18 protein-coding genes and 1 tRNA gene are annotated in these 20,878 nt (G+C 75.7%); 4 read left to right on the top strand and 15 right to left on the bottom strand.

Translation table 11 applies throughout. The features are described 5' to 3' along the window. Positions 1 to 36 precede the first annotated feature (36 nt). The 5 genes from MHY85_RS06995 to MHY85_RS06975 all read right to left on the bottom strand — a co-directional run bounded on the left by MHY85_RS06995 (position 37) and on the right by MHY85_RS06975 (position 5,557). Positions 37 to 1,983, bottom strand: a complete 1,947-nt coding sequence (locus MHY85_RS06995; RefSeq protein ID WP_239194740.1) for an FtsX-like permease family protein — start codon at positions 1,981 to 1,983, stop codon at positions 37 to 39. Then, positions 1,980 to 2,771, bottom strand: a complete 792-nt coding sequence (locus MHY85_RS06990) for an ABC transporter ATP-binding protein (RefSeq protein ID WP_239194737.1) — start codon at positions 2,769 to 2,771, stop codon at positions 1,980 to 1,982. The genes MHY85_RS06995 and MHY85_RS06990 overlap by 4 nt, the downstream gene beginning before the upstream one ends. A 143-nt stretch (positions 2,772 to 2,914) precedes the next feature. Next, the gene (locus MHY85_RS06985) at positions 2,915 to 3,586 is read right to left on the bottom strand and encodes a response regulator transcription factor (protein WP_239194734.1); all 672 of its coding nucleotides are present in this window, start codon (positions 3,584 to 3,586) and stop codon (positions 2,915 to 2,917) included. Next, positions 3,583 to 4,863 (bottom strand): sensor histidine kinase, encoded by a 1,281-nt coding sequence (locus tag MHY85_RS21770; RefSeq protein WP_239194731.1) that lies wholly within the window; start codon positions 4,861 to 4,863, stop codon positions 3,583 to 3,585. Before MHY85_RS21770 ends, MHY85_RS06985 begins: the two co-directional genes overlap by 4 nt. After that, positions 4,856 to 5,557, bottom strand: coding sequence for a TetR/AcrR family transcriptional regulator (locus MHY85_RS06975; protein WP_239194767.1), 702 nt, complete (start codon positions 5,555 to 5,557; stop codon positions 4,856 to 4,858). Before MHY85_RS06975 ends, MHY85_RS21770 begins: the two co-directional genes overlap by 8 nt. Positions 5,558 to 5,720: 163 nt before the next feature. Here MHY85_RS06975 and MHY85_RS06970 point away from each other — a divergent pair. Together MHY85_RS06970 and MHY85_RS06965 are read left to right on the top strand one after the other, a co-directional pair. Further along, a tRNA-Gln gene (locus MHY85_RS06970) sits at positions 5,721 to 5,792 on the top strand. A 25-nt stretch (positions 5,793 to 5,817) separates the two neighbouring features. Beyond that, positions 5,818 to 6,351: a MarR family winged helix-turn-helix transcriptional regulator gene (locus MHY85_RS06965; RefSeq protein WP_239194728.1), complete on the top strand. Its 534-nt coding sequence runs from the start codon at positions 5,818 to 5,820 to the stop codon at positions 6,349 to 6,351. 149 nt (positions 6,352 to 6,500) lie between these two features. Here MHY85_RS06965 and MHY85_RS06960 read toward each other — a convergent pair whose 3' ends face one another. The 10 genes from MHY85_RS06960 to MHY85_RS06915 form a co-directional block, all read right to left on the bottom strand. Beyond that, positions 6,501 to 7,664, bottom strand: coding sequence for an ABC transporter permease (locus MHY85_RS06960; RefSeq protein ID WP_308191331.1), 1,164 nt, complete (start codon positions 7,662 to 7,664; stop codon positions 6,501 to 6,503). Next, positions 7,661 to 8,599, bottom strand: a complete 939-nt coding sequence (locus MHY85_RS06955; RefSeq protein ID WP_239194725.1) for an ABC transporter ATP-binding protein — start codon at positions 8,597 to 8,599, stop codon at positions 7,661 to 7,663. The genes MHY85_RS06960 and MHY85_RS06955 overlap by 4 nt, the downstream gene beginning before the upstream one ends. Positions 8,600 to 8,732: 133 nt before the next feature. Beyond that, positions 8,733 to 9,491 (bottom strand): response regulator transcription factor, encoded by a 759-nt coding sequence (locus MHY85_RS06950; RefSeq protein WP_239194722.1) that lies wholly within the window; start codon positions 9,489 to 9,491, stop codon positions 8,733 to 8,735. Beyond that, positions 9,488 to 10,951 (bottom strand): sensor histidine kinase, encoded by a 1,464-nt coding sequence (locus tag MHY85_RS06945; protein WP_239194702.1) that lies wholly within the window; start codon positions 10,949 to 10,951, stop codon positions 9,488 to 9,490. Before MHY85_RS06945 ends, MHY85_RS06950 begins: the two co-directional genes overlap by 4 nt. 84 nt (positions 10,952 to 11,035) lie before the next feature. Then, positions 11,036 to 13,111 (bottom strand): hypothetical protein, encoded by a 2,076-nt coding sequence (locus tag MHY85_RS06940; RefSeq protein ID WP_239194699.1) that lies wholly within the window; start codon positions 13,109 to 13,111, stop codon positions 11,036 to 11,038. 37 nt (positions 13,112 to 13,148) lie between these two features. After that, positions 13,149 to 14,135, bottom strand: a complete 987-nt coding sequence (locus MHY85_RS06935; protein WP_239194696.1) for a glycoside hydrolase family 130 protein — start codon at positions 14,133 to 14,135, stop codon at positions 13,149 to 13,151. Positions 14,136 to 14,138: 3 nt separating this feature from the next. After that, positions 14,139 to 14,975: a carbohydrate ABC transporter permease gene (locus MHY85_RS06930; protein WP_239194693.1), complete on the bottom strand. Its 837-nt coding sequence runs from the start codon at positions 14,973 to 14,975 to the stop codon at positions 14,139 to 14,141. Position 14,976: 1 nt separating this feature from the next. After that, positions 14,977 to 15,948 (bottom strand): carbohydrate ABC transporter permease, encoded by a 972-nt coding sequence (locus MHY85_RS06925; RefSeq protein WP_374233096.1) that lies wholly within the window; start codon positions 15,946 to 15,948, stop codon positions 14,977 to 14,979. A 1-nt stretch (position 15,949) separates the two neighbouring features. Further along, positions 15,950 to 17,233: an extracellular solute-binding protein gene (locus tag MHY85_RS06920; protein WP_239194690.1), complete on the bottom strand. Its 1,284-nt coding sequence runs from the start codon at positions 17,231 to 17,233 to the stop codon at positions 15,950 to 15,952. A gap of 18 nt (positions 17,234 to 17,251) precedes the next feature. Further along, entirely contained in the window at positions 17,252 to 18,268 is a 1,017-nt protein-coding gene (locus tag MHY85_RS06915; protein ID WP_239194687.1) for a LacI family DNA-binding transcriptional regulator, read from the bottom strand. 98 nt (positions 18,269 to 18,366) lie between these two features. Between MHY85_RS06915 and MHY85_RS06910 the strand changes: the two genes are divergently transcribed. After that, positions 18,367 to 20,178: an ABC-F family ATP-binding cassette domain-containing protein gene (locus tag MHY85_RS06910; protein WP_239194684.1), complete on the top strand. Its 1,812-nt coding sequence runs from the start codon at positions 18,367 to 18,369 to the stop codon at positions 20,176 to 20,178. 472 nt (positions 20,179 to 20,650) lie between these two features. After that, positions 20,651 to 20,833 carry a hypothetical protein gene (locus MHY85_RS06905; RefSeq protein ID WP_239194681.1) on the top strand — a complete coding sequence of 61 codons (183 nt, stop codon included), beginning with the start codon at positions 20,651 to 20,653 and terminating at the stop codon, positions 20,831 to 20,833. Positions 20,834 to 20,878: the final 45 nt, after the last annotated feature.

Here is a 20,878-nt window from a genome sequence, read left to right as displayed (position 1 = left end):
CGGGGCGTGTCCGGCCAGACCTTCCACTCCCGCGGGCTACCCGAGGGCCCGGTGCACCACGGCGGAGCCGGGCGCGCCCGCGGCGGGGCGCGTCGCGCGCACCGCCGCCCCGACCGGCAGCATCAGCCCGATGAGCGCGACGACGGCCACCAGCCCGCCCAGCACCGGCCCGTCGACCACCGGCACGGGCACCCCGAGCAGTCCCTGCCCGACGCCGAGCAGCGCGGGCAGCACCGCGGCCAGGCCGACGGCGACCGCGGTCCCGGTGATCAGCGCCGACTCCACGGCCACCATCCGGATCAGCTGCGCGCGGGTGGCCCCGGTGCGGCGCAGCAGCGCGAGCTCCCCGCGCCGGCTGCCGACGAGGGCCACCAGCGTGTTGCCCGCCGCCACCGCGACGAACGCGAGCAGCGCCAGCAGCAGCGCGGTCGACAGCCCCTGCTCCCCCGCCGCCGCGTCCCGGACCGTCCGGGCGTAGCCCGCGGGGTCGGTGACGTCGAGCCCGGTCGCGGCGACGGCCGCACGCACGTCCCCGGCGGCGGCCGGGTCCTCGGCCCGGACCAGCAGCACGCCGCCCTCGGCCCCCGCCGCGACGGCCGACCCGGAACCCACCAGGTAGTCGCCCAGACCGAGCCCGCGGTCGTAGACGGCCACCACGGTCAACTCCACGGACTCCCCGCCGACCCGCACCTCGACCGGCTCGCCCAGCCCGGTGCTGCCGAGCGCGGCCTCGCTGCTCACCGCGATCGTGCCGTCGCGGGCCAGGTCGTCGAGCGAGCCCGACCGCACCCCCGGGTCGAGCAGCGTCGACCCGGCGGGCACCGTGCGCAGCGCGGCCGGCTCCCAGGACAGCCCGTCGAGGAACGGCAGGTCCTCGTCCTCGGCGTCGACCCGGACCTGCGCGGGCACCGCGGCGGACACGCCGGCGGCAGCGACCCCGGGCAGCGCGGCGACCTCCGCGGCCCGGTCCTCGGGCACCCCGGCGGGCGCACCGGGGTCCTGCGCGACCACGTCGGCGACCACGCCGTCGCGCACCTGCTCCTGCGCCGCGTCGACGAGCGCCGCGTTCGCCCCGGACTGCACGGTGCCGAGCGCCAGCAGCAGCGCGAGCGGCAGGACCGCCCCGGTGAGCCGCCGGGAGAACCCGCGGGCGTTGGTCAGCGCCAGCGTGGGCACGGCGCGGGACCCGCGGGTGAGCCGCAGCCCGCGCTCCGCGCCCCACCGGACCAGCAGCGGCCCGACCAGCGCGGCCGCGATGAGCAGCACGATCGCCGAGGTCGTCGCGGCCGCGGCGCCCGCGATCCCGGGCAGGACGAACGGCACCAGCGCGGCGACGAGCCCCGCGGCGACCAGGACGGCAGCCGTCACGGCGCGCACCCGCGGGATGCCCCGCGGCTCGACCGCGGCCTGCTGCACGGCGCTCGCCGGGCTCAGGCGCGCGCTCTCCCGGCCCGCCAGCCGCGCGCCGAGCAGCGCCGTCGGCACCAGCAGCGCCAGGGCGCCGAGCACCGGCCACGGCGTCAGCGGCGGCGTGTACCCCGCGGGTGCCACCCCGCCGGACACCAGCACCCCGGACAGCAGCGGCGCCAGCAGCAGCCCCGGCACGGCCCCGAGCGGCGCGGCGACCGCGAACACCAGCAGCACCTCCGCGGTGACGATCTGCCGCACCTGCCCCGTCGTCGCGCCGACCGCGCGCAGCAGCGCGAACTCCCGGGCCCGCGGGCGGAGCGCCCCCGCGAACGTCGACGCCACCACCAGCAGCGCGATGAGCACCGCGGTCCCGGCGAACGACGACGCCACGGCGAGCAGCATCGAGGCGGCGGGGTCGTCCGCCGCGCCGGCCGCGAGCCGGACGCCCGCCTCGACCCAGACGCCCGTGGCCGTGAGCAGCGCGGCGGCGAGCCCCACGACCAGCGCGCTGCCCGCCAGGCTCCCGCGGTGCACCCGGACGGCGGACCGGGCCATCGCCCCGACGGCGCTCACCGGCCCAGCTCGATCATCCGGGCCGTGACCTGCTCGGTCGTCGGCGCGTCGAGGTGCCCGGCGATGAGGCCGTCGGCGAGGAACAGCACGCGGTCCGCGGCGGCGGCGACGTGCGCGTCGTGGGTGACCAGCACCAGGGTCTGCTGCAGGGTCTGGGCGGTCGAGCGGAGCACCTCGAGGACCTGGCCGCCGGTGTGCGAGTCGAGCGCTCCGGTCGGCTCGTCGGCGAACACCACCGCCGGCCGGGTGATCAGCGCGCGGGCGATCGCGACGCGCTGCGCCTGCCCGCCGGACAGCTCGCCCGGGAGCCGGTCCTCGAGACCCTCCAGGCCCACGGCCGCCACGAGGTAGCGGCGCAGGTGCGCGTCGGGCTCGCGGCCGCCGAGCAGCAGCGGCAGCGCGATGTTCTCGGCGACCGTCAGGTGGCCCACCAGGTTGTACGCCTGGAAGACGAAGCCGATCCGGTCCCGGCGCAGCCGGGTGACGGCGTCGGGGGACATCGCCGTCAGGTCGGACCCGCCGACGACGACCCGCCCGCTCGACGGCCGGTCCAGGCCCGCCGAGACGTTCAGCAGCGTCGACTTGCCCGAGCCGGACGGCCCCATGACCGCCGTGAACGAGCCGGGCGCGAGCGCCAGGGAGACGCCCGCGAGCGCCGCGGTCGTCCCGCTGCCGTCGGGGTAGGAGCGGTAGACCCGGTCCAGCAGGACGGCGGGCTCCGCGGCGGTGGGCGGCGGGGTCGGGGTCGGCCCCACCGGGCTGGTCGGGGTGGGTGCGGTGGCGCTCATGGCGGCCTCCTCGTGTCGGGTTGCTGCGTCCCCTCGACGCTAGGAATCCGGCACCCGCGCGCTCCAGCCGCCTGCGACGGAACCCGCGGGCCTGCACCCTTCGACGCAACCGGTCCGCCGCGCGGCGGACGGCGCCCCGCCGGTCACCCCTCGTCGGGGACCGTGACCACCCGGTTCTGGTACGCCCACACGACCGCCTGCAGCCGGGACCGCACGCCGAGCTTGGGCATCATCCGGGCGAGGTGGGACTTCACCGTCGAGACCTCGACGACGAGCTCCGCGGCGATCTCCTCGTTCGACATCCCCTGGGCGAGCAGCCGGAGGATGTCCTGCTCGCGGGCGGTCAGGGCGTCCGCGCCGCGCCGGACGGTCACGGGCTGCAGCCGCCGCCGGTCGGCGAACTCGCGCAGCACCCGGCGGGTGAGCGCCTGGTCGAGCGTGCCCCGGCCCGCGGCGACGTGCCGCACCGCCCGGACGATCTCCTCGGGCTCCGCGTCCTTGAGGAGGAACCCGGACGCGCCCGCCTCCAGCGCGCCGAACACGTAGTCGTCCAGGTCGAACGTCGTCAGCACGAGCACCGGCACGGGCCGCTCGGCCTCCGGGCCGCACAGCTCGCGGGCGACGCTGATCCCGTCCCGCCCGGGCATCCGGATGTCGAGGACCGCCACGTCCGGTGCGGCGGCGCGGGCGAGCGCGACCGCCTCGTCGCCGTCGGCCGCGACGCCGACGACCTCCACGTCCGGCTCGGCCGCGAGCAGCGCGGACAGGCCGGCGCGGACCAGGGGCTGGTCGTCGGCGATGAGCACCCGGATCACGGGGCGACCTCCTCTGGTCGGGGTTCGCGCGGCAGCACGAGCCGGACCTCCCAGCCGCCGTCGGGCGTCGGCCCGTGCCGCAGGTCGGCGCCCACGAGCTCCGCGCGCTCGCGCATCCCGCGCAGGCCGTGGCCGCCGTGCTCGGACGGTACCGGGTCGCGGCCGGCCGGGCCGTTCCGCACGGTCAGGACCACGGCGTCGGCGGCGCGGGCGTCGACCGTCACGCGGCACGAAGCGTCCGGCGCGTGGGCCCGGACGTTCGCCAGCGCCTCCTGCACCATCCGGTAGCCCGCGAGCTGGGCCAGCGGGCCGACGCCGGCACCCGGGTCGGCGCCGGCCGGCAGCACCTCCAGGGTGACGCCGTCCCCGACCAGGTCCGGCACCGCCGCGAGCGTCAGCGCCGACGTCTCGGCCCCGTCGTCCTCGCGGAGCAGCCCGACCAGCCGCCGCAGGTCGGCCAGCACGACCCGGCTCTGGTCCCGCACCTCCCGCACCCCCTGCCGCGCGGCCTCGGGGTCGGTGCCGATCTGCCGGTCGATCGCGGAGGCCATCAGCGCGATCCCGGACAGGTGGTGCGCGGCGATGTCGTGCAGCTCGCGGGCCATCGCCGTCCGCTGCTCCGCCAGGGCGGTGCGGACGCGGGCCTCCTGCTCCCCGGCGAGGGCGCGCAGCTCGCCGGCCTGCGCCTCCCGCACGGCGCGGCGGGACGACACGATTAGCGCCGGCACCAGCCCGAGCGCGACGACGGCCAGCGCCTGCGCGACGGCGGCGAGCACGACGAGCGGCCGCTCCGGGGCGTCGACGGCCTCGGCCGCCGCGGGCGCGGAGGCGACGGCGAGCAGCACGACCGCGGCCGCGAGCACCGCGCGGACGCGGGCGAGCGGGACGGCGACCACGGCGCGGTAGACCGCGACGACCACGGCCAGCGTGAGCAGCCCGGACGCGGCCACCGCCGTCCCGCCGCCCGCTGCGCCGACCAGCAGCGGGACGACGGCGACGACGAGCAGCGCGGACCGCGGGGCGACCCGCGCGACGACGACCGCGCCCGCCTGCACCGCCAGGGCGGCCACGACGAGCCACCAGCCCGGTGCCCCGACCGGCGGCGCCGGGTCGGGCTCGGCCGGCTCCATCGCCGCGAGGGCCGGCAGCGCGAGCAGCCCGGCGACGCCGAGCACGAACGTGACGCCTGCGGCCACGAGGTCCGCGCGCCGCAGGCCCCGGGGCAGGGTCGCGCGCGCGGGCGGCGGGGGCGCCGCGGGCACGGCTCGCTCAGTCACCGGGGGGCGCCGGCGCGTCGCCGCGGGTCCCCGGCGCGTCGCCGCCGCTCGCGCCCTCCTGCGCCGCCCGCGCCGTCCCGGCCCGGGCGCGCGGCCCGGGCGTGCTCGTCAGCCGGGGCCGGCGCTCGAGGCCGGACAGGCCGTTCCAGGCCAGGTTGACCAGCGCCGCGGCGACGTCGGCCTTGTCCGGGCTGCGCGCGTCGAGCCAGTACTGGCCGGTGAGCGCGACCATGCCGACGAGCATCTGCGCGTAGATCGGCGCGGTGCGCGGGTCGAGGTGCCGGCGCCGGAACTCGTTGGCCAGCAGGTGCTCCACCTGGGTCGCCACGTCGCCGATCAGGCTGGAGAACGTCCCGGTGGCCTGGGCGACCGGCGAGTCGCGGACCAGGATGCGGAACCCGTCCTCGGAGTCCTCGATGTACCCGAGCAGCGCGAGCGCCGACCGCTCCACCATCACCTTGGGGTGGCCGCCCTCGTCGAGCGCGGAGGTCAGGGCGGAGGTCAGCGCCTGGATCTCCCGGTCGACGACGACGGCGTAGATGCCCTCCTTGCCGCCGAAGTGCTCGTACACGACCGGCTTGGACACCTCGGCCCGGGCCGCGATCTCCTCGACGGACGTGCCCTCGAAGCCCTTCTCGGCGAACAGCGTGCGGCTCACCTCGAGCAGCTGCGCGCGCCGCTGGGTCGCGGTCATGCGGGCGCGCGTGGTCCGCGGCGCGCGGCGGGGCTCGGCGGTCATCGGGCCATCCTCGCAAATCCGGGCGCCGCGCGGGTCTGCCGAGGCGCTCCGGGCGTGCGACGCGCACCCGCCGCGGGCTGGCAGACTGGCGGCCGACGCGGGGCCTGCGGTCCCGCGGTCCGCCCTGGTGTAACGGCAGCACGCAGGCCTTTGGAGCCTTGAGGTCCGGGTTCGAATCCTGGGGGCGGAGCCGGGCGTCGAGTACCCTCGCCCGCATGTCGGCAGCCGAGTCCCCCGCCCACCCGGAGGCGTCCGGGGCCCGGGACGAGGTCGACCGGATCGTGGAGGCCTGGGCCCGCGAACGCCCGGACCTGGACGTCGCGCCGCTGTCGGTGCTGTCCCGGGTCACCCGGCTGTCCCGCCACCTGGACCTGGCCCGCCGGCAGGCGTTCGCCCGGCACGGGCTGGAGCCGTGGGAGTTCGACGTGCTGTCGGCGCTGCGCCGCGCCGGCGCGCCGTACCGGATGTCGCCCGGCGCCCTGCTGACCCAGACCCTCGTGACCAGCGGGACCATGACCAACCGCATCGACCGGCTGGCGTCCCGCGCGCTGGTCGAGCGGCTGCCGTCCCCCGACGACCGCCGCGGCGTGCTGGTCAGCCTGACGGACGAGGGCCGGACCCGGGTGGACGCCGCGATGTCGACGCTCCTGGAGATCGAGCGCGACCTCCTGTCGTCCCTCCCGGCCCCTGAGCGCGACCGCCTCGCGGACCTGCTCCGCACCCTGGTCGCCCCCTTCGACACCCCCTGACGCCCGCCCCACCCGCCGAGATGGCAACTCTCGGCTGCGTCGAGGGCCCCGCGGACAGCCGAGAGTTGCCATCTCGGCGGCACCCAGACGCGACGACGCGCGCGGGACACCCCCCCCCTGCGGGCGCCGCGCGCGTCGTCCGGGCGGGGTCAGGCCGCCTTCGTCAGGGCCTCCGAGAGCTTGACCCGGCGGCCGGTGCGGAGGACCGAGCGCGCGTAGATCCGGGCGCCGATGCCGGTCACGAGGACCGCGGTCCCGGCGAGGATCACCAGCGACACCAGCGGCTCCCACCAGGACGCCTCGCCGAGGAACAGCCGCACCGGCATCCCGACCGGGGCGCTGAACGGCACGTACGACATGATCGTCAGCACCAGGTCGTTGTCGTTGAAGAAGATGACGCCGAAGTACGGGATCATCACGAGCATCATCACCGGGGTGAGCACCGGGCCGGTGTCCTCGACGCGGGAGACGAGCGAGGCGGCGGACGCGAACAGCGCGGCCAGCAGCACGAACCCGACGAGGAAGAACAGCACGAACCAGGCGACCGGCGCCCCGATCATCCCCAGCAGGTCGTCCTGGCCGGTGACCACCAGGCCGACGACGGCCACCGCGGCGATCGCGGCGATCTGGCCGACGGCGAGCACCGTGTTGCCGAGGATCTTGCCGGCGAGCAGCGCCCGCGGCGGGACGGTCGACAGCAGGATCTCGACGATGCGGGACTGCTTCTCCTGCACGGTGTTCTGCGCGATGGTGCTGCCGAACGTCATGGCGGCCATGAAGAACGCGATGCCGAACACGAAGGACACCAGGTAGCGCAGGCCGTCCGAGGTGCCGGACTCGTCCAGCAGCTCCACCGGCGGGGTCACCGCGAGGGCGTTCATGACGCCGTCCGGCGCGGAGTCGAGGCCGACCACGACGACGCCCAGCAGGTTGTCCGCGTCGTCGTCCGGCAGGACCGCGGCGGACACCTCCTCGGACTCCACCAGCGCCCGGGCCGCGTCGGCGTCGGCGGCCTCGACCGCCTCCAGCCCGTCGACGTCCGCGATCACGGCGGCGGTCTCGGGCACGACGGCGACCTTGGTGTCCCCGCCGCCCAGCCGGTCGCCCAGCACCGAGGTGAGGATGATGCCGCCCAGCACGAGGACGAGCAGCACGGCGGTCGAGATGAGGAACGACTTGCTGCGGACCTGCGTCGTGATCTCGCGCTCGGCGACCATGAGCGTCGCCTGCACCGTGTTCGGGGCGGCCGGCCGGCCGGCGGGCGCGGGGCCGGACGACGGCGCGTTCGACATCATCGGGGTGCGGCGGCTCATCGCACGGTCTCCTTGGTCTTCGTGGTGGCGGGCTCGTCGTCGTGGCGCTCCTCGTCGCGGACGATGTCGCGGAAGATCTCCGCGAGCCGCGGGCGGACGGGGGCGAACTGCTGCACCGGGGCGGCGTCGAGCGCGGCGCGCAGGACCCGCTGGGCGGAGGCCTCGTCGGACTCGAACAGCGCGTAGCCGCCGTCGAACTCGACGACCCGGACGCCGGGCTCGGTGCGCAGCCAGCCCATGTCGCCGCCGGAGGTGATCTCGTAGCGCGGCGCCGCGTGCTGGGCGCGCAGCGCCTCCTTCTCCCCCGCGGCGCGGATCTTCCCGCCCGCGATGACGACCACGTCGTCGCACAGCCGCTCGACGACGTCGAGCTGGTGCGAGGAGAACAGCACCGGCACGCCGCGGGACGCGTACTCCTGCAGGACGCCGAGGACCAGGTCGACGGCCATCGGGTCGAGGCCCGAGAAGGGCTCGTCGAGGACCAGCACCTCCGGCTCGTGCACCAGCGCGGCGGCGATCTGGGCGCGCTGCTGGTTGCCGAGCGACAGGTCGTCGACCGGGTCGGTCAGCCGCTCGCCCAGGCCGAGCTTCTCGAGCAGGTCCCGGGCCTTCTCCGTCGCGGTGCGGCGCTCGTAGCCGTGCAGCCGCGCCAGGTAGGTGATCTGCTCCAGCACGTGCATCTTCGGGTAGAGGCCGCGCTCCTCGGGCATGTATCCGAACGCGCGGCGGCGGTCGTCGCCCAGCGGGCTGCCGTCGAGGGTCACGGTGCCGGAGTCCGGCGTGAGCACCCCGAGGATGATCCGCATCGTCGTGGTCTTGCCGGCGCCGTTGCCGCCGACGAACCCGGTGAGCTTGCCGCGCTCCACCGAGAAGCCGACGTCGTCGAGCACCAGCCGGTCCCCGAAGGACCGGTGGATCCCGTCGAGCTGCAGCATGTCGTCTCCCGTCCTGACCTGTGCGGACCTGTCGTCCGCTGAGGTCAACGCTAGGAGCACCCCGCGTCCCGGCACCTCGGCCGCCGGGCGGAACTTGCCGGGCGGCCGGGCCTCCGTCCCGGGGTGGAGGGGGTCAGTCCGTCAGCCCGTTCTCGAACGCGTAGACGACGGCCTGCACCCGGTCCCGGAGGCCGAGCTTGGTGAGCACGTTGGACACGTGGGTCTTGACGGTGGCGCGGCCCAGCACGAGCTCCGCGGCGATCTCGTCGTTGCTCAGCCCTCGCGCGACCAGGCGCAGCACCTCCAGCTCGCGCTCGGTCAGCCCCGGGACGGACGGGGCTCCCGGCACCCGCCGGACCGCCGGGCCGCTCCCCCCGGCGGCGGAGCCGTCGCCGACGACCGCCCGGGCGATGACGGCGCGGGTGACCTCGGGCGACAGCAGGGCGTCCCCCGCGGCGACGGCGCGCACGGCGTCGGCGAGCTGCTCGGGGCGGGAGTTCTTCAGCAGGAACCCGGCGGCGCCCGCCTGGAGCGACTCCAGCAGGTAGTCGTCCCGGTTGAAGGTGGTCAGCACGAGGACGCCGGCCGTGATGTCGGGGTCGGCCGTGATCCGCCGCGTGGCCTCCAGGCCGTCGACGCCCGGCATCTGCACGTCCATGCAGACGACGTCGGGGCGCAGGGCCCGCGCCAGCTCGACCGCCTCGGCGCCGTCGCCGGCCTGGCCGACCACCTCGAGGTCCGGCTGCGCGCCGAGGATCGTCGCGAGACCGGCGCGCAGCAGCGCCTGGTCGTCGGCGAGCACGACGCGCACGGGCCGGTCCGGGCCGAAGCCCCGGTCCGCGGCGTCGGCCCCGGTCGTGTCGTCGAACCGCACCGCGCCGGCCCCGGTCATCGTGCCCCTCCCGTCCGCGGCCCGAGCGGCACCCGCGCCCGGACCAGGTACCCGCCGCGCCCGCGCGCGCCGGTCTCCAGCGTGCCGCCGTCGGCGGCGACCCGTTCCCGCATGCCCACCAGGCCGAGCCCGCCCGACGTCCCGCGCCGGACGACGCGGCGCGCCCCGGTGCCGTCGTCGGCCACCTCGAGCTCGACGGCGTCGGCGTCGTACCGCAGCCGGACGTCCACCCGGGCGCCGGTGCCCGCGTGCTTGCGCACGTTGGTGAGCGCCTCCTGGCAGATCCGGTACAGGTTCAGCGAGGTCAGCGGCGGCACCCGCACGGGCTCGCCGATCACCTGGTACCGCGCGGCCAGGCCGGTCTCCGCGGCCTGCTGCACCAGCTCGGGCAGCCGCTCGACGGACAGCGAGCCGACCGCGGAGGTCGCGTGCGCCTCGGTCCCGGACTCGCGCAGCGTGCTCAGCAGGCCGTGCAGCTCGTCGACGGCCTCGCGCGCCGAGTCCTCGACCTGCTCCAGCGCGAGCGCGGCCTGCTGCGGGTCGGACGCCTGGACCATCCGCGCCGCGGCGGCCTGGACGCCCATCATCGACACGTGGTGCGCGACCGCGTCGTGCAGCTCGCGCGCCAGGCGCAGCCGCTCGATCGCGACGGCCTGCTCCTCGACCCGGCGCCGCTCGCCGACCAGCAGCTTCCCGCGGTACTCGGTGCGGGCCCGCTCGCGCGCGGCGTTCCACGCGTGCTCGCCGAACCACCAGGCGCCGGCGAAGTACAGGATGTTGGTGAGCAGCTGGATGAGCAGGTACGCCACCAGCGGGGAGAACGCCCCCGCGTTCGAGAAGCCCTCGATGCCCTCCGGGTCGGTCACCGCCTGGAACATCGCGACCAGCAGCCAGACGAACATCGCGACGACGATCCCCGCCCGCACCCACAGCGCCCGCACCCGGTTGTGGTCCCACGCGCCGACCGTGTAGAGCGCCATGAACAGCGCGATGTTGGCGAACAGCGTCTCCGGGACCCGCAGCTCGCCGACGAGCACGAACGCCGCGGCGACCACGACGGCGACGACGGCGGGCTGCCGGCGGCGCAGCGCGAGCGGCGCGGTGACCGCCAGCACGCACAGCACGGCGACCCAGCCCTCGGCGGGCTCGTCGTACATCCCGGCCGTGCGTCCCAGCGCCAGGCTGAGGATGCCGCCGATCAGCAGGCCGACGGCCAGCAGCACGTCGTACCGGCGCTGGTCCGGGCTGATCGGCGGACGCCCCCACCCCGGGGCGTCGGGGTCCGCGAGCACCTCGGCAGCCGGGACGGCCCGCGCGGCCGGGTCGCCGTCCCGCGCGGGGTCGTCGGCGCGCGCGTCGGGACGCTCCGGCCCCGGCCGGGACGGACCGGGGCGGGAAGGGTCGGAGCGGGTCACGTCGGGGACGCCGGCCGTGTCGGGGTCGCGGTCGAGCGGCTGCACGGGTGCCACGGTAGCCGGACCCGCCCGGGACGCCGCGGCCGCGTCCCCGGCGCACGCACGCCGGTCGCACCCGCCACGCCGGTCTCAGCGCGTGACCGTGAAGCCGCCCGCCGGCACCGGGACCGCGACCCCGGGGCCGGGCGCGGCCACCCGGCGGTCGACCCGGCCGTCCGGCAGGTACGCAGCACCGGAACCGGCCGCGAGCGCCGGCGCGGTCGTGCCGCGGGCCGTCGACCCGGCGTACAGGACGGCGTCGGTCCCCGTGGTGGTCGACCAGCGCGCCGTCGCCACCGCCGGCCGCACCAGCAGCGCGTCGAGCCGCAGGTCGCCGGCGCCCTCGTTGGCGCACCGCACCGTGACCGTCCCGCCGGACGACGCACCGCCCGCCAGCGGCCGGTCGAGCAGCTGCGGCACCAGGCTCCCGTCGGCCTCGGTGAGCCCCGCCGCGCCGGTCCCGCCGTTCTCGGTGCGCCCCAGCCGCGGCCCGCCGACGACCTCCCAGCGCGCCCTCCCCGCCGGGGCGGCCGTCCGCCACACCAGCGGCAGCGCCCAGGCGCCCGCGGCGGCGGGGACGTCGAACTCGACCGCCGACCCCGGCGGCACCCGCACGTACCCGCCGCCGACGAGGTTGCCCTCGCCCGTCCACGCGCCCCCGGCGGGCCGGACGACCTCGCAGCCCGGACCGAGCCGCGCGGCCTCGGCGTCGAGGACCCGCAGGCCGTCGTGCCCGGCCAGGCCGGTGATCGACCGGGCGACCGCCGCGACGTCGGGGCGCGCGTCGAGCAGCTGCATCGCGAGCAGGCCGTGGATCGTCGACTCGGCCCCGGAGTTCCGGTTCACCCGGCCGTCGGTCTCCACGCCGTCGAACGTGACGCCCGTGGCGGGGTCGTACACCGGGACGCCCGCCGGGTTCGCGCCGAAGAACCAGCCCGCGGCCAGCCCGCCGAGGACCCGCAGCCCCTCGCCGCCCCCGGCGTCGGCCGCGGCCAGCGCCGCCGCGACCCGCCCGTGGGCGCCGTAGGCGATCTGCGCCTCGCCCGGAGTCGGGGTCCACGCGTTGAACGGCCCGCCGGTCGCCAGGACGAGCGGCGTGAAGGTGCCCGCGTCCGCGAGCGCCGCCCGCGCCCAGTCCCGCCGCCCGCGCAGCGCACCCGCCGCGGCCAGCGCCTCGGGCGCCGCCGCACCCCAGGCGTGCCAGAACCCGAGCGACCCGGTCCACGGCAGCACCGCCCCGAACGGCCACCGCCGGGTGTCGGTCGTGCCGAGCGCGGCGACGCCCTCGGCGTACCTGTCGAGCGCCCGGGACAGCTGCCGGTCCCGGGGCAGGACCCGCACCGCGGCCACCAGCCCCAGCACCGCCTCCGCGGTGGCGTCCGCGCCGCCGGCGATCAGCCAGTCCGGCAGCGGCACGCCGTCGCTGCGCACCCGCCGCCCGTACCGGGACAGCGACTCCTGCTCGAGCGCGCCGACCGCGAGGTGCAGCCGGTCGAGCAGGAACTGCGCGAACGCCGGGTCGTCGGCCGCGAACGCCGCGTACCCCTCCCCCAGCGCCCAGACGGTGCGGGCGAGCCAGTACGACTCGGCCGAGTTCGACGGGTCGGGCAGCTCGACCGGCTCCGCGCTCGGGTTGAGCGCGCCGTCGGGCTGCTGCCACAGCACCACCCGGCCGGCGTGCGGCCCGGAGTCGTCCTGCAGGTAGGTCAGCGCGCGGAGCAGCTGGTACGCCTGCTGCCGGCTCTCCGCGTCGCCCGCGGCCCGCCAGTCGCGCAGCAGCGCCACCGCCGCGCGCGCGATGTCGTCGGCGTTGTACGCGCCCTGGCTCCAGTGCCCCGTCGCGGGGTCGAGGGTCCCGCCCCCGACCCGACGGAAGGTGCCGCCGTCCGCGTCGGCGTACGTCCACGGGGCGAGGGCCGTGGGCTCCTCCGCGATCCGGTACGTGGTGTGCGCGTCGACCGCGGCCAGCGGCACCGTGTCGAGGAGGAACCGCAGGTGCGCGGGGTTGGCGAGCCGCGCCCCCGGCGGAGCCTGGGTGCCGCCGGCGGGGCCGGGCGCGCTCGCCGTCCCGGCCGGGCCGGGGACGCCGACGACGGCGTCCGGTGCGGCCGCCACGAGCGCGGGCACCGCGGCGGCCGCGGCGAGGAAGGTGCGTCGAGTCGTCATCGTCTCTCGTCTCCCTGGTCGGGTGGTGCGGGTGGGGTCAGCCGCGGAGCGACGACCCCCAGGGCCGGGCGGGGTCGTGCACGGCCACGGCGAGCGTGGTGTCGGACTGCCCGTAGTAGGCGAACCACGTCCCGTGGAACTGCACCAGCCCCTCGACGAACGTCACGTTGGACACCAGCCCGTTGCGGTCCTCGAAGGTCTGCGGCCGGAGCCACGGCTCCTGGAGGCGGGCGAGCACCCGGGTGGGCTCGTCGGGGTCGATCGCGATCTGGCCGCACCGGTAGTCGACGTCGACGGTGCCGTCGTCGTGCACGGTGCGGGTGGCGCCGTTGGTCAGCATGACCAGCAGCCCGTTGTCGGTGAGCACGGGCGAGGTGCCGATCTCGACGAGGTCGGCGTCGAACGACCCCGGCGTCGGCGCGTACATCGGCTCGGTGTCCGGCGTGCCCGGCGTCCAGCGGATCAGGTCGTCGCTGGTCGCCCAGTAGAGGCCGCCCTCGCCGAAGTACATCCACCACCGGCCCTGCATCTTCACCGGCACGATCACCCCGGCCTTGGACCACTCGTGGCCCCGGGGGTCGACGGTGGCGAACGTGTCGAAGCCCGGGAACAGCGGGCCGTGCCGGGTCCAGGTGCGCAGGTCGGTGGACGTGGCCAGGCACAGCCGCGCCGCCTTCCGGTCCCAGCCGGTGTAGGTCAGGTAGTAGGTGCCCTCGACGTACGCGATCCGCGGGTCCTCGCAGCCGAACTCCTCGTAGTCCTCCTGCGGGGACAGGATCGGCTCGGCCTCGCGCTCGAAGTGGTACCCGTCGCGGCTCCGGGCCAGGCCGATGTGGGACACGATGTCCTCGGCGTGCGCCCGGTACAGCAGCACCACCTCGTCGTCGACGACCAGCGCCGCCGGGTTGTAGAGGTTGGCGGACTCCCAGGACCCGCCGCGGGGCCGCAGGACCGGGTTGCCCTCGTAGGGCACGAACGGACCGAGCGGGAACGTCGCGCCGGTGAACAGGGTGGTCACGGTCATGGGTCAGCCCTTCACGGCGGAGCCGAGGTCGGTGGTGCGGAAGTACCGCTGGAACACGCAGAACAGGACGACGACGGGGAACGCCAGCGCGCAGGCGCCGGCGAGGATCGCGCCGTTGGGGTTGGCCGCGGTCTGCGACACGTTGGAGATGTAGTTCGCCAGGGACACCGCGAGCGGCTGCAGCGACGCGTCCTTGGTGATGAGGAACGGCCAGAGGAACTCGTTCCACGGCCCGATGAACGTCACGAGCACGACGGTCGCCAGGGCCGGACGGACCAGCGGCAGGGCGATCGAGCGCAGGATGCGCAGCTCGCCGGCGCCGTCGATCCGCGCCGCCTCGAACATCTCCCGCGGCAGCGCCCCGAAGAACTGGGCGAAGATGAACACCGCCGTGGTGTTGATCGCGAACGGCAGGATCATGCCGAGGTACGTGTCGCCGAGGCCGTAGCCCCGGGTGATCTGCACGTAGAGCGGGATCATCAGCAGCTGGAACGGCACCATCTGCACCAGCAGCATCAGCACCCAGGTCAGCCGCCGGCCGGGGTACCTCAGCCGCGCCACGGCGTACCCCGCGAGCGTCCCGAGCACGATCGTGCCGAGCAGCACGCCGGCCGTGAACACCAGGGAGTTCACCAGCGAGCCCGCCAGGTCGATCCGCGCGTCGATCTGCGCGAAGTTCTGCGTGGTCCACCCCGAGGTCGGCACCAGCCGGTCCGGGGTGTTCGTCGGGCTCTCCTGGAACGCGCCGACCACCATGAAGTAGAAGGGGAAGGCGAACACCAGGGCGGCCAGGGTCAGGAGCACCTGGCGCAGCACGGCACCGCCGCGTCGTCGTCGCATGTCACCGCTCCCGGTTCAGTCGCTGCGCGGCCAGCGACAGCAGCCCCACGACGACGACCAGGACCATGCCGATGGCCGCCGCGACGTCGGGGTTCTGCTGCTGGATGCCGCGCTGGTAGATGAGCAGCACGGGCGTCACGGACGCCCCGTCCGGGCCGCCCCCGCCGGTCAGCAGGTACGGCTCGGTGAACAGGTTGGTGCCGGTGATGATCGCCAGGACCAGGACGAGCGTCGTCGCCGCCCGCACGCCCGGCACCGTCACGTTGAGGAACCGCTGGAACCCGCCCGCGCCGTCGGTCTCGGCCGACTCGTACAGCTCGCGGGGCACGTTCTGCAGCGCCGCGAGGTAGAGCAGCACGTAGAAGCCGAGCTGCTTCCACGTGACGTACAGCGCGATCGTCGGCATGGCGAGCGCCTTGTTCGCCAGCCAGGACGGGTCCGGCGCCAGCGGCCCCAGCACCGAGTTCACCAGGCCGTTCGACGAGAACAGCAGCATCCAGACGCCGACCAGCGACACGCTCGCCGTCAGGTACGGCACGTAGTACGCGACCCGGTACGCCGCCGCCCACCGCACGCCCGCGTTCAGCGCCGAGGCCAGCACGAGCGCCAGCCCGACGGTCAGCGGCACGTTGATCACCAGGAACACCGCGGTGTTCCGGAACGAGGCGAGGACCTGCGGGTCGGTGAGCACCGTGGCGAAGTTGTCGAACCCGACGAACGGCTTCGGCACCTCGACGCCCGGCGCGGTGAAGAAGTAGTCGTGGAACGCCATGTAGGCCGAGAACCCGAGCGGGTAGGCGAACACGACGAGCACGAACACCAGGTAGGGCGCCGCGAACAGCGTGCCGAGCGGCTGGCCGCCCCACCAGCGCCGCCGGCCGGGGCCCAGGGGCGCGGGCGCCGGGGCGCGGCCGGAGCCCGCGCCCGGTCCCGCGCCCGGCGCCGCCCCCGCGCCCGCCGTCACCGTGGACACGTCAGCCCTGCACCAGGTCGTCGATCTTCGACGCCGCGGTGCTGAGGAAGTCGTCCACGCTCGTGCTCTGGAAGATCACGGCCGAGGTGTACGCCTCGCGGAACGCCTGCCACACCTCGATCGAGTTCGGGATGCTCGGCACGTCGCCGGTGCGGGCGGCCTGGTCGGCGAACACCTCGTACTCCGGGTGCGCCGCGAAGTAGTCCGGGTACGTCGCGGCGAGGTCCTGGCGCAGCGGCATCTGGCCGGTGGCCTCGAGCAGCGCGCCGTCGCTCTCCTCGCTGGTCGAGTACTTCAGGAACTCCCACGCGGTGCCCTGGTTCTCGCAGGAGGTGAACATCGAGACGTTCTTGGAGTCGGCGAACGTCGTCACGTCCTCGCGGCCGTCGGAGGTCGGCACCGGCATGAAGCCGACGTCGACGCTGTCCTTGTAGGACGCGATCGCCCACGGGCCGGCCATCTGCATCGCGGTCTGGCCGGACACCATGGCGTCGTCCGTGGCCTCCTCCTGGGGGGCGAGCCCGTCGGCGTAGATCGACGCCCAGAAGTCGGCGACGGCCGTGCCCGCCTCGTCGTCGAACGTGGCCTTCCCGTCCTCGACCAGCGCGGTGCCGCCGGTCTCGGCCAGGTAGACCGGGTAGAAGTCGAACCACGGCTGGAAGAAGTCGTTGGTCGGCGACGGCCAGATCGCGCTGGGGGCCGCCCCGGAGTCCACGATCTGCTGCGCGCCGGCCAGGAACTCGTCGAACGTCGCCATGCCGGGGTTCTCCGGGTCGAGCCCCGCCTGGGCGAACAGCGCCTTGTTGTACATGACCATCACGGGGTTCGACTTCCACGGCAGCTGGTAGTAGCCGCCGTCGGTCTCGTACACGGAGACGCCGTCCCCACCGCGCTCCGTGAGGTAGTCGGCGCCGCCGTCGAACGTCGTCAGGTCGACCAGGCCGCCCTGCCGGACCCAGCCCGGCACGGCCGCGCTGGAGATGTTGTAGACCAGGCAGGGCGCGGTGCCCGCGGTGATCGCGGCGGTGATGGCCTCCTCCGAGGACGAGCCGGCCGGGATCTCCTGGGCCGTCACCTGCTCGTCGGGGTGGTCCGCGTTCCACGCGTCGACGACGTCCTGGCCCCAGACCACCTCCTGCTCGTTGTTCGACAGCCAGATGGTGATCGGCCCGGTGGCGCCGGTGGCCTCCCCGGACCCGCCGCCCGAGCCGCCGTCGGACCCGGAGCAGGCGGTGATCGTGAGGGCGACGGCGCCGAGCAGCGCGGCGGTGCGGATGTACCTCATGGGGGCTCCTCCTCGAGCTCAGGACGTACGGTGCGTCGGCGCGGGGGCGTCGGTGCTCCCGCGCAGCTGCAGGACGGTGCAGTCGACCGTGACGGACCGCGGCCCGTCGCCGGCCAGGTCGGCCAGCAGGCGGCCGGTGGCGACCCGGCCGCGGCGGGCGGGGTCGGTGGACACGCTGGTCAGCGGCGGGCTGAGGTGCGCGGACAGGTGGTCGTCGTCGAACCCGGCGACGGCGAGCTCGTCGGGCACCCGCACGCCGCGGCTCTGCGCGTAGGACATCCCGGCGATCGCCATCGTGTCGTTGGCGTAGAGGATCGCGGTGGGCCGGTCGCGCAGGGCGAGCAGGTCGGCGGTGTGCGCCCGCCCGCTGCCCGCCGTGAAGTCGCCCTCCCGCACGAGCTCCCGCGAGCCGACGGCCTGGACGAACGCGCGGGCCCGGGCGTACGAGTGCACGTACCCGAGCGGCCCGGCGACGTGCGCGATCCGGGTGTGGCCGCGGGCCTGCAGGTGCGCGATCAGCGCCCGGACCGGGGCGGCGTCGTCCGTGCGGACGCAGGACAGCCGGGTCGGTCCGTCGTACGCGCCGAGCAGCACGGCGGGCAGCCCGAGGCCGGCCAGGAACGGCACCCGCCAGTCGTCGCGGTGCAGGTCGAGCGCGATGACGCCGTCCGCCCGCCCCGCGGCCATCGCCTGGTACGCCCGTTCCTCGGCGCCCCTGCTGCCGACGACCTGGAGCACCAGCGCGACCTCGCGCTCGGCGAGCGTCTGCTCGACACCCGCGATGAACGCGGGGAAGAACGTGTCGGACGCGAGGATCGACGGGTCCCGGCGGAGCACGACGCCGATCGCGTTCGCCCGGCGGGCCGCGAGCGCGCGAGCGCTGCTGCTGGGAACCCAGCGCAGCTCCTCCGCCGCGGCGAACACCCGCGCCTTCGTGGCCGCCGAGATGGGCCGGTGGCCGCTGTACGCGTGGGACACGGTCGCCTTCGTCACGCCGGCGGCGCGGGCGACGTCCGAGATCGTCGGTCGGCTCATGCTCACCTCCTCGTGCAGCACGTCCTCCCGACCGTAAAAGCGGTTTGACGATCGAGCCAACCGGTTTGACGACGCCCCGCGCGCCCTACGCTTGCCCGATGGCCCACCTGCTCGGCGGCGAAGCGCTGCACCTGTCCTTCCCGACCAAGAACGTCTTCGACTCGGTGACCGTGGGCCTCAACGAGGGCGACCGGGTGGGGATCGTCGGCCGCAACGGCGACGGCAAGTCCTCCCTGCTCGCGCTGCTGGCCGGCCGGCTCACCCCGGACTCCGGGCGCGTGACCGTCCGCGGCGGCGTGCGGATCGGCGTGCTGGACCAGACCGACACCCTCGACCCCGCGCTCACCGTCGGCGCCTCCGTCGTCGGCGACCGCGCCGAGCACGAGTGGGCCGGCGACCCGAAGGTCCGCGACGTCGTCTCCGGCCTGGTCGGCGACCTGCCCTGGGACAAGCTCGTCGGCGACCTGTCCGGCGGGCAGCGCCGCCGCGTGGCCCTGGCCGCGCTGCTGGCCGGCGACGACGACGTGCTCATGCTCGACGAGCCGACCAACCACCTCGACGTCGAGGCCGTGACCTGGCTCGCCCGGCACCTCAACCGCCGCTGGTCGGCGAACGCCGGCGGCCTGCTGGTCGTCACCCACGACCGCTGGTTCCTCGACGAGGTGTGCACCGCGACCTGGGAGGTGCACGACGGGATCGTCGAGCCGTTCGAGGGCGGGTACGCCGCGTACGTGCTGCAGCGCGTCGAGCGCGACCGGATGGCCGCGGCGACCGAGGCCAAGCGGCAGAACCTCATGCGCAAGGAGCTCGCCTGGCTGCGCCGCGGCGCCCCGGCCCGCACCTCGAAGCCGAAGTTCCGCATCGAGGCCGCGAACCAGCTCATCGAGGACGTGCCGCCGCCGCGCAACTCCGTCGAGCTGTCCCAGATGGCCACCGCGCGCCTCGGCAAGGACGTCGTCGACATCGAGGACGTGTCCGTGGCGTACGGCGCCCACGAGGTGCTGCGCGACGTGACCTGGCGGATCGCGCCGGGCGAGCGCACCGGCGTGCTCGGTGTGAACGGCGCGGGCAAGTCGACGCTGCTGGGCCTGGTGACGGGCGCCGTCGCGCCGACGACCGGCCGGGTCAAGCGCGGCAAGACGATCCGGGTCGCCACCCTCACGCAGGAGCTCGCCGAGCTCGCCGACATCGCCGACACCCGGGTCAACGACGTCATCGCCCGGTACCGGACCTCCTACGTCGCCGGCGGCAAGGAGATGACCCCGGGACAGCTGCTGGAGCGGCTCGGGTTCACCGCCGTCCAGCTCCAGACGCCGGTCAAGGACCTGTCCGGCGGCCAGCGCCGGCGGCTGCAGCTGCTGCTGATCCTGCTCGACGAGCCGAACGTGCTGGTCCTCGACGAGCCGTCGAACGACCTGGACACCGACATGCTCGCCGCGATGGAGGACCTGCTCGACACCTGGCCGGGCACGCTCCTGGTCGTGTCGCACGACCGGTACCTGCTGGAGCGGGTGACCGACCAGCAGTACGCGGTGCTGGACGGGCACTTCCGGCACGTGCCGGGCGGCGTCGACGAGTACCTGCGGCTGCTGGAGCGGTCGCGCTCGGGGGCCGGCGCGGTGGCGACGGGGGCGCCCACCGAGGCGTCGGGCGCCGTGGGCGGCGAGGTCGCGCCGTCGGGCCTGGACGGCGCCGAGCTGCGGGCGGCCAAGAAGGAGCTCGGCGCGCTCGACCGGCGGATCTCGAAGCTGACCGGCCAGATCGAGGCGCTGGAGAAGAAGATGGCCGAGCACGACCCCGCCGACTACGTCGGGCTGACGGCGCTGGGGCAGGACAAGGCGGCGCTCGAGGCCGAGGTCGGCGAGGTCGAGGAGAAGTGGATGGCGCTGGCGGAGGCCGTGGAGGGCTGAGGCCCGCGCCGCGGGCGGGCGGCGAGTCCTCCACAGGCGCGAAGGCGCGCGCGGTCCCCAGTGCGGCTCGCGTGCGCGGACCGACGCCGCGGCCGTCGCCCTAGCGTCGGCCGCATGACGGGGACCGGCTGGCTCGGAGCGCTGTCGCTGCTCGGGCCGGTGGCCACGGGGGCGGCGGCGCTGGTCGCGCTGGCGGTCGGCATCGCGACGATCCGGCAGCGCGACCGCGCGGACCGGCGCGAGCAGTGGTGGCGCCGGGCCGAGTGGGCGCTCGGCCTGACGCTGTCCACGCACCGCGGGCACGTGACCCGCGGACTCGCGGTCCTGGACCACCTGGCCCGCAGCGACCTCGCGACGAGGGATGAGCGCCGGCTGCTCCGGGCGCTCACCGAAGCGGGGTTGAGCAGGGCCGACGAGCCACCGCAGGATGGTGACGTACCCGGGGGCCGCGACGACGAGGAAGAGGTGTCCGGTGGACCGGTTCGAGCAGGAGATCGAGGAGCAGCGGCTCCGCCGGGCGGCGGTGCTCCGCGACCCCGAGGTGCAGCGGGCCGCGGCCCGGCTCCGGGTGACCCTGGACGAGAGCCTCGGTGACGAGACCCCGCAGTGGATCCGCGACCTCGCGGAGCAGCCGCTGCCGCCCTCCGGACGGTGACGCGCGCGTCACCCGATCGGGGGTACGGTCCCGCCCACCCCCGAC

Source organism: Cellulomonas sp. ACRRI (assembly GCF_022346185.1).
In the GTDB taxonomy this organism is placed as follows: Bacteria; Actinomycetota; Actinomycetes; order Actinomycetales; family Cellulomonadaceae; genus Cellulomonas.
Note: the sequence above shows the minus strand (reverse complement) of the source record. Positions and strands in the feature narration are given on the sequence as shown.

Coding starts and splice junctions, on each gene's coding strand:
- MHY85_RS06990 (WP_239194737.1), bottom strand. CDS start 2,771: ATGAGCGCCACCGCACCCACCCCGACCAGCCCGGTGGGGCCGACCCCG.
- MHY85_RS06975 (WP_239194767.1), bottom strand. CDS start 5,557: ATGACCGCGACCCAGCGGCGCGCGCAGCTGCTCGAGGTGAGCCGCACG.
- MHY85_RS06965 (WP_239194728.1), top strand. CDS start 5,818: ATGTCGGCAGCCGAGTCCCCCGCCCACCCGGAGGCGTCCGGGGCCCGG.
- MHY85_RS06960 (WP_308191331.1), bottom strand. CDS start 7,664: ATGAGCCGCCGCACCCCGATGATGTCGAACGCGCCGTCGTCCGGCCCC.
- MHY85_RS06955 (WP_239194725.1), bottom strand. CDS start 8,599: ATGCTGCAGCTCGACGGGATCCACCGGTCCTTCGGGGACCGGCTGGTG.
- MHY85_RS06950 (WP_239194722.1), bottom strand. CDS start 9,491: ATGACCGGGGCCGGCGCGGTGCGGTTCGACGACACGACCGGGGCCGAC.
- MHY85_RS06940 (WP_239194699.1), bottom strand. CDS start 13,111: ATGACGACTCGACGCACCTTCCTCGCCGCGGCCGCCGCGGTGCCCGCG.
- MHY85_RS06935 (WP_239194696.1), bottom strand. CDS start 14,135: ATGACCGTGACCACCCTGTTCACCGGCGCGACGTTCCCGCTCGGTCCG.
- MHY85_RS06930 (WP_239194693.1), bottom strand. CDS start 14,975: ATGCGACGACGACGCGGCGGTGCCGTGCTGCGCCAGGTGCTCCTGACC.
- MHY85_RS06920 (WP_239194690.1), bottom strand. CDS start 17,233: ATGAGGTACATCCGCACCGCCGCGCTGCTCGGCGCCGTCGCCCTCACG.
- MHY85_RS06915 (WP_239194687.1), bottom strand. CDS start 18,268: ATGAGCCGACCGACGATCTCGGACGTCGCCCGCGCCGCCGGCGTGACG.
- MHY85_RS06910 (WP_239194684.1), top strand. CDS start 18,367: ATGGCCCACCTGCTCGGCGGCGAAGCGCTGCACCTGTCCTTCCCGACC.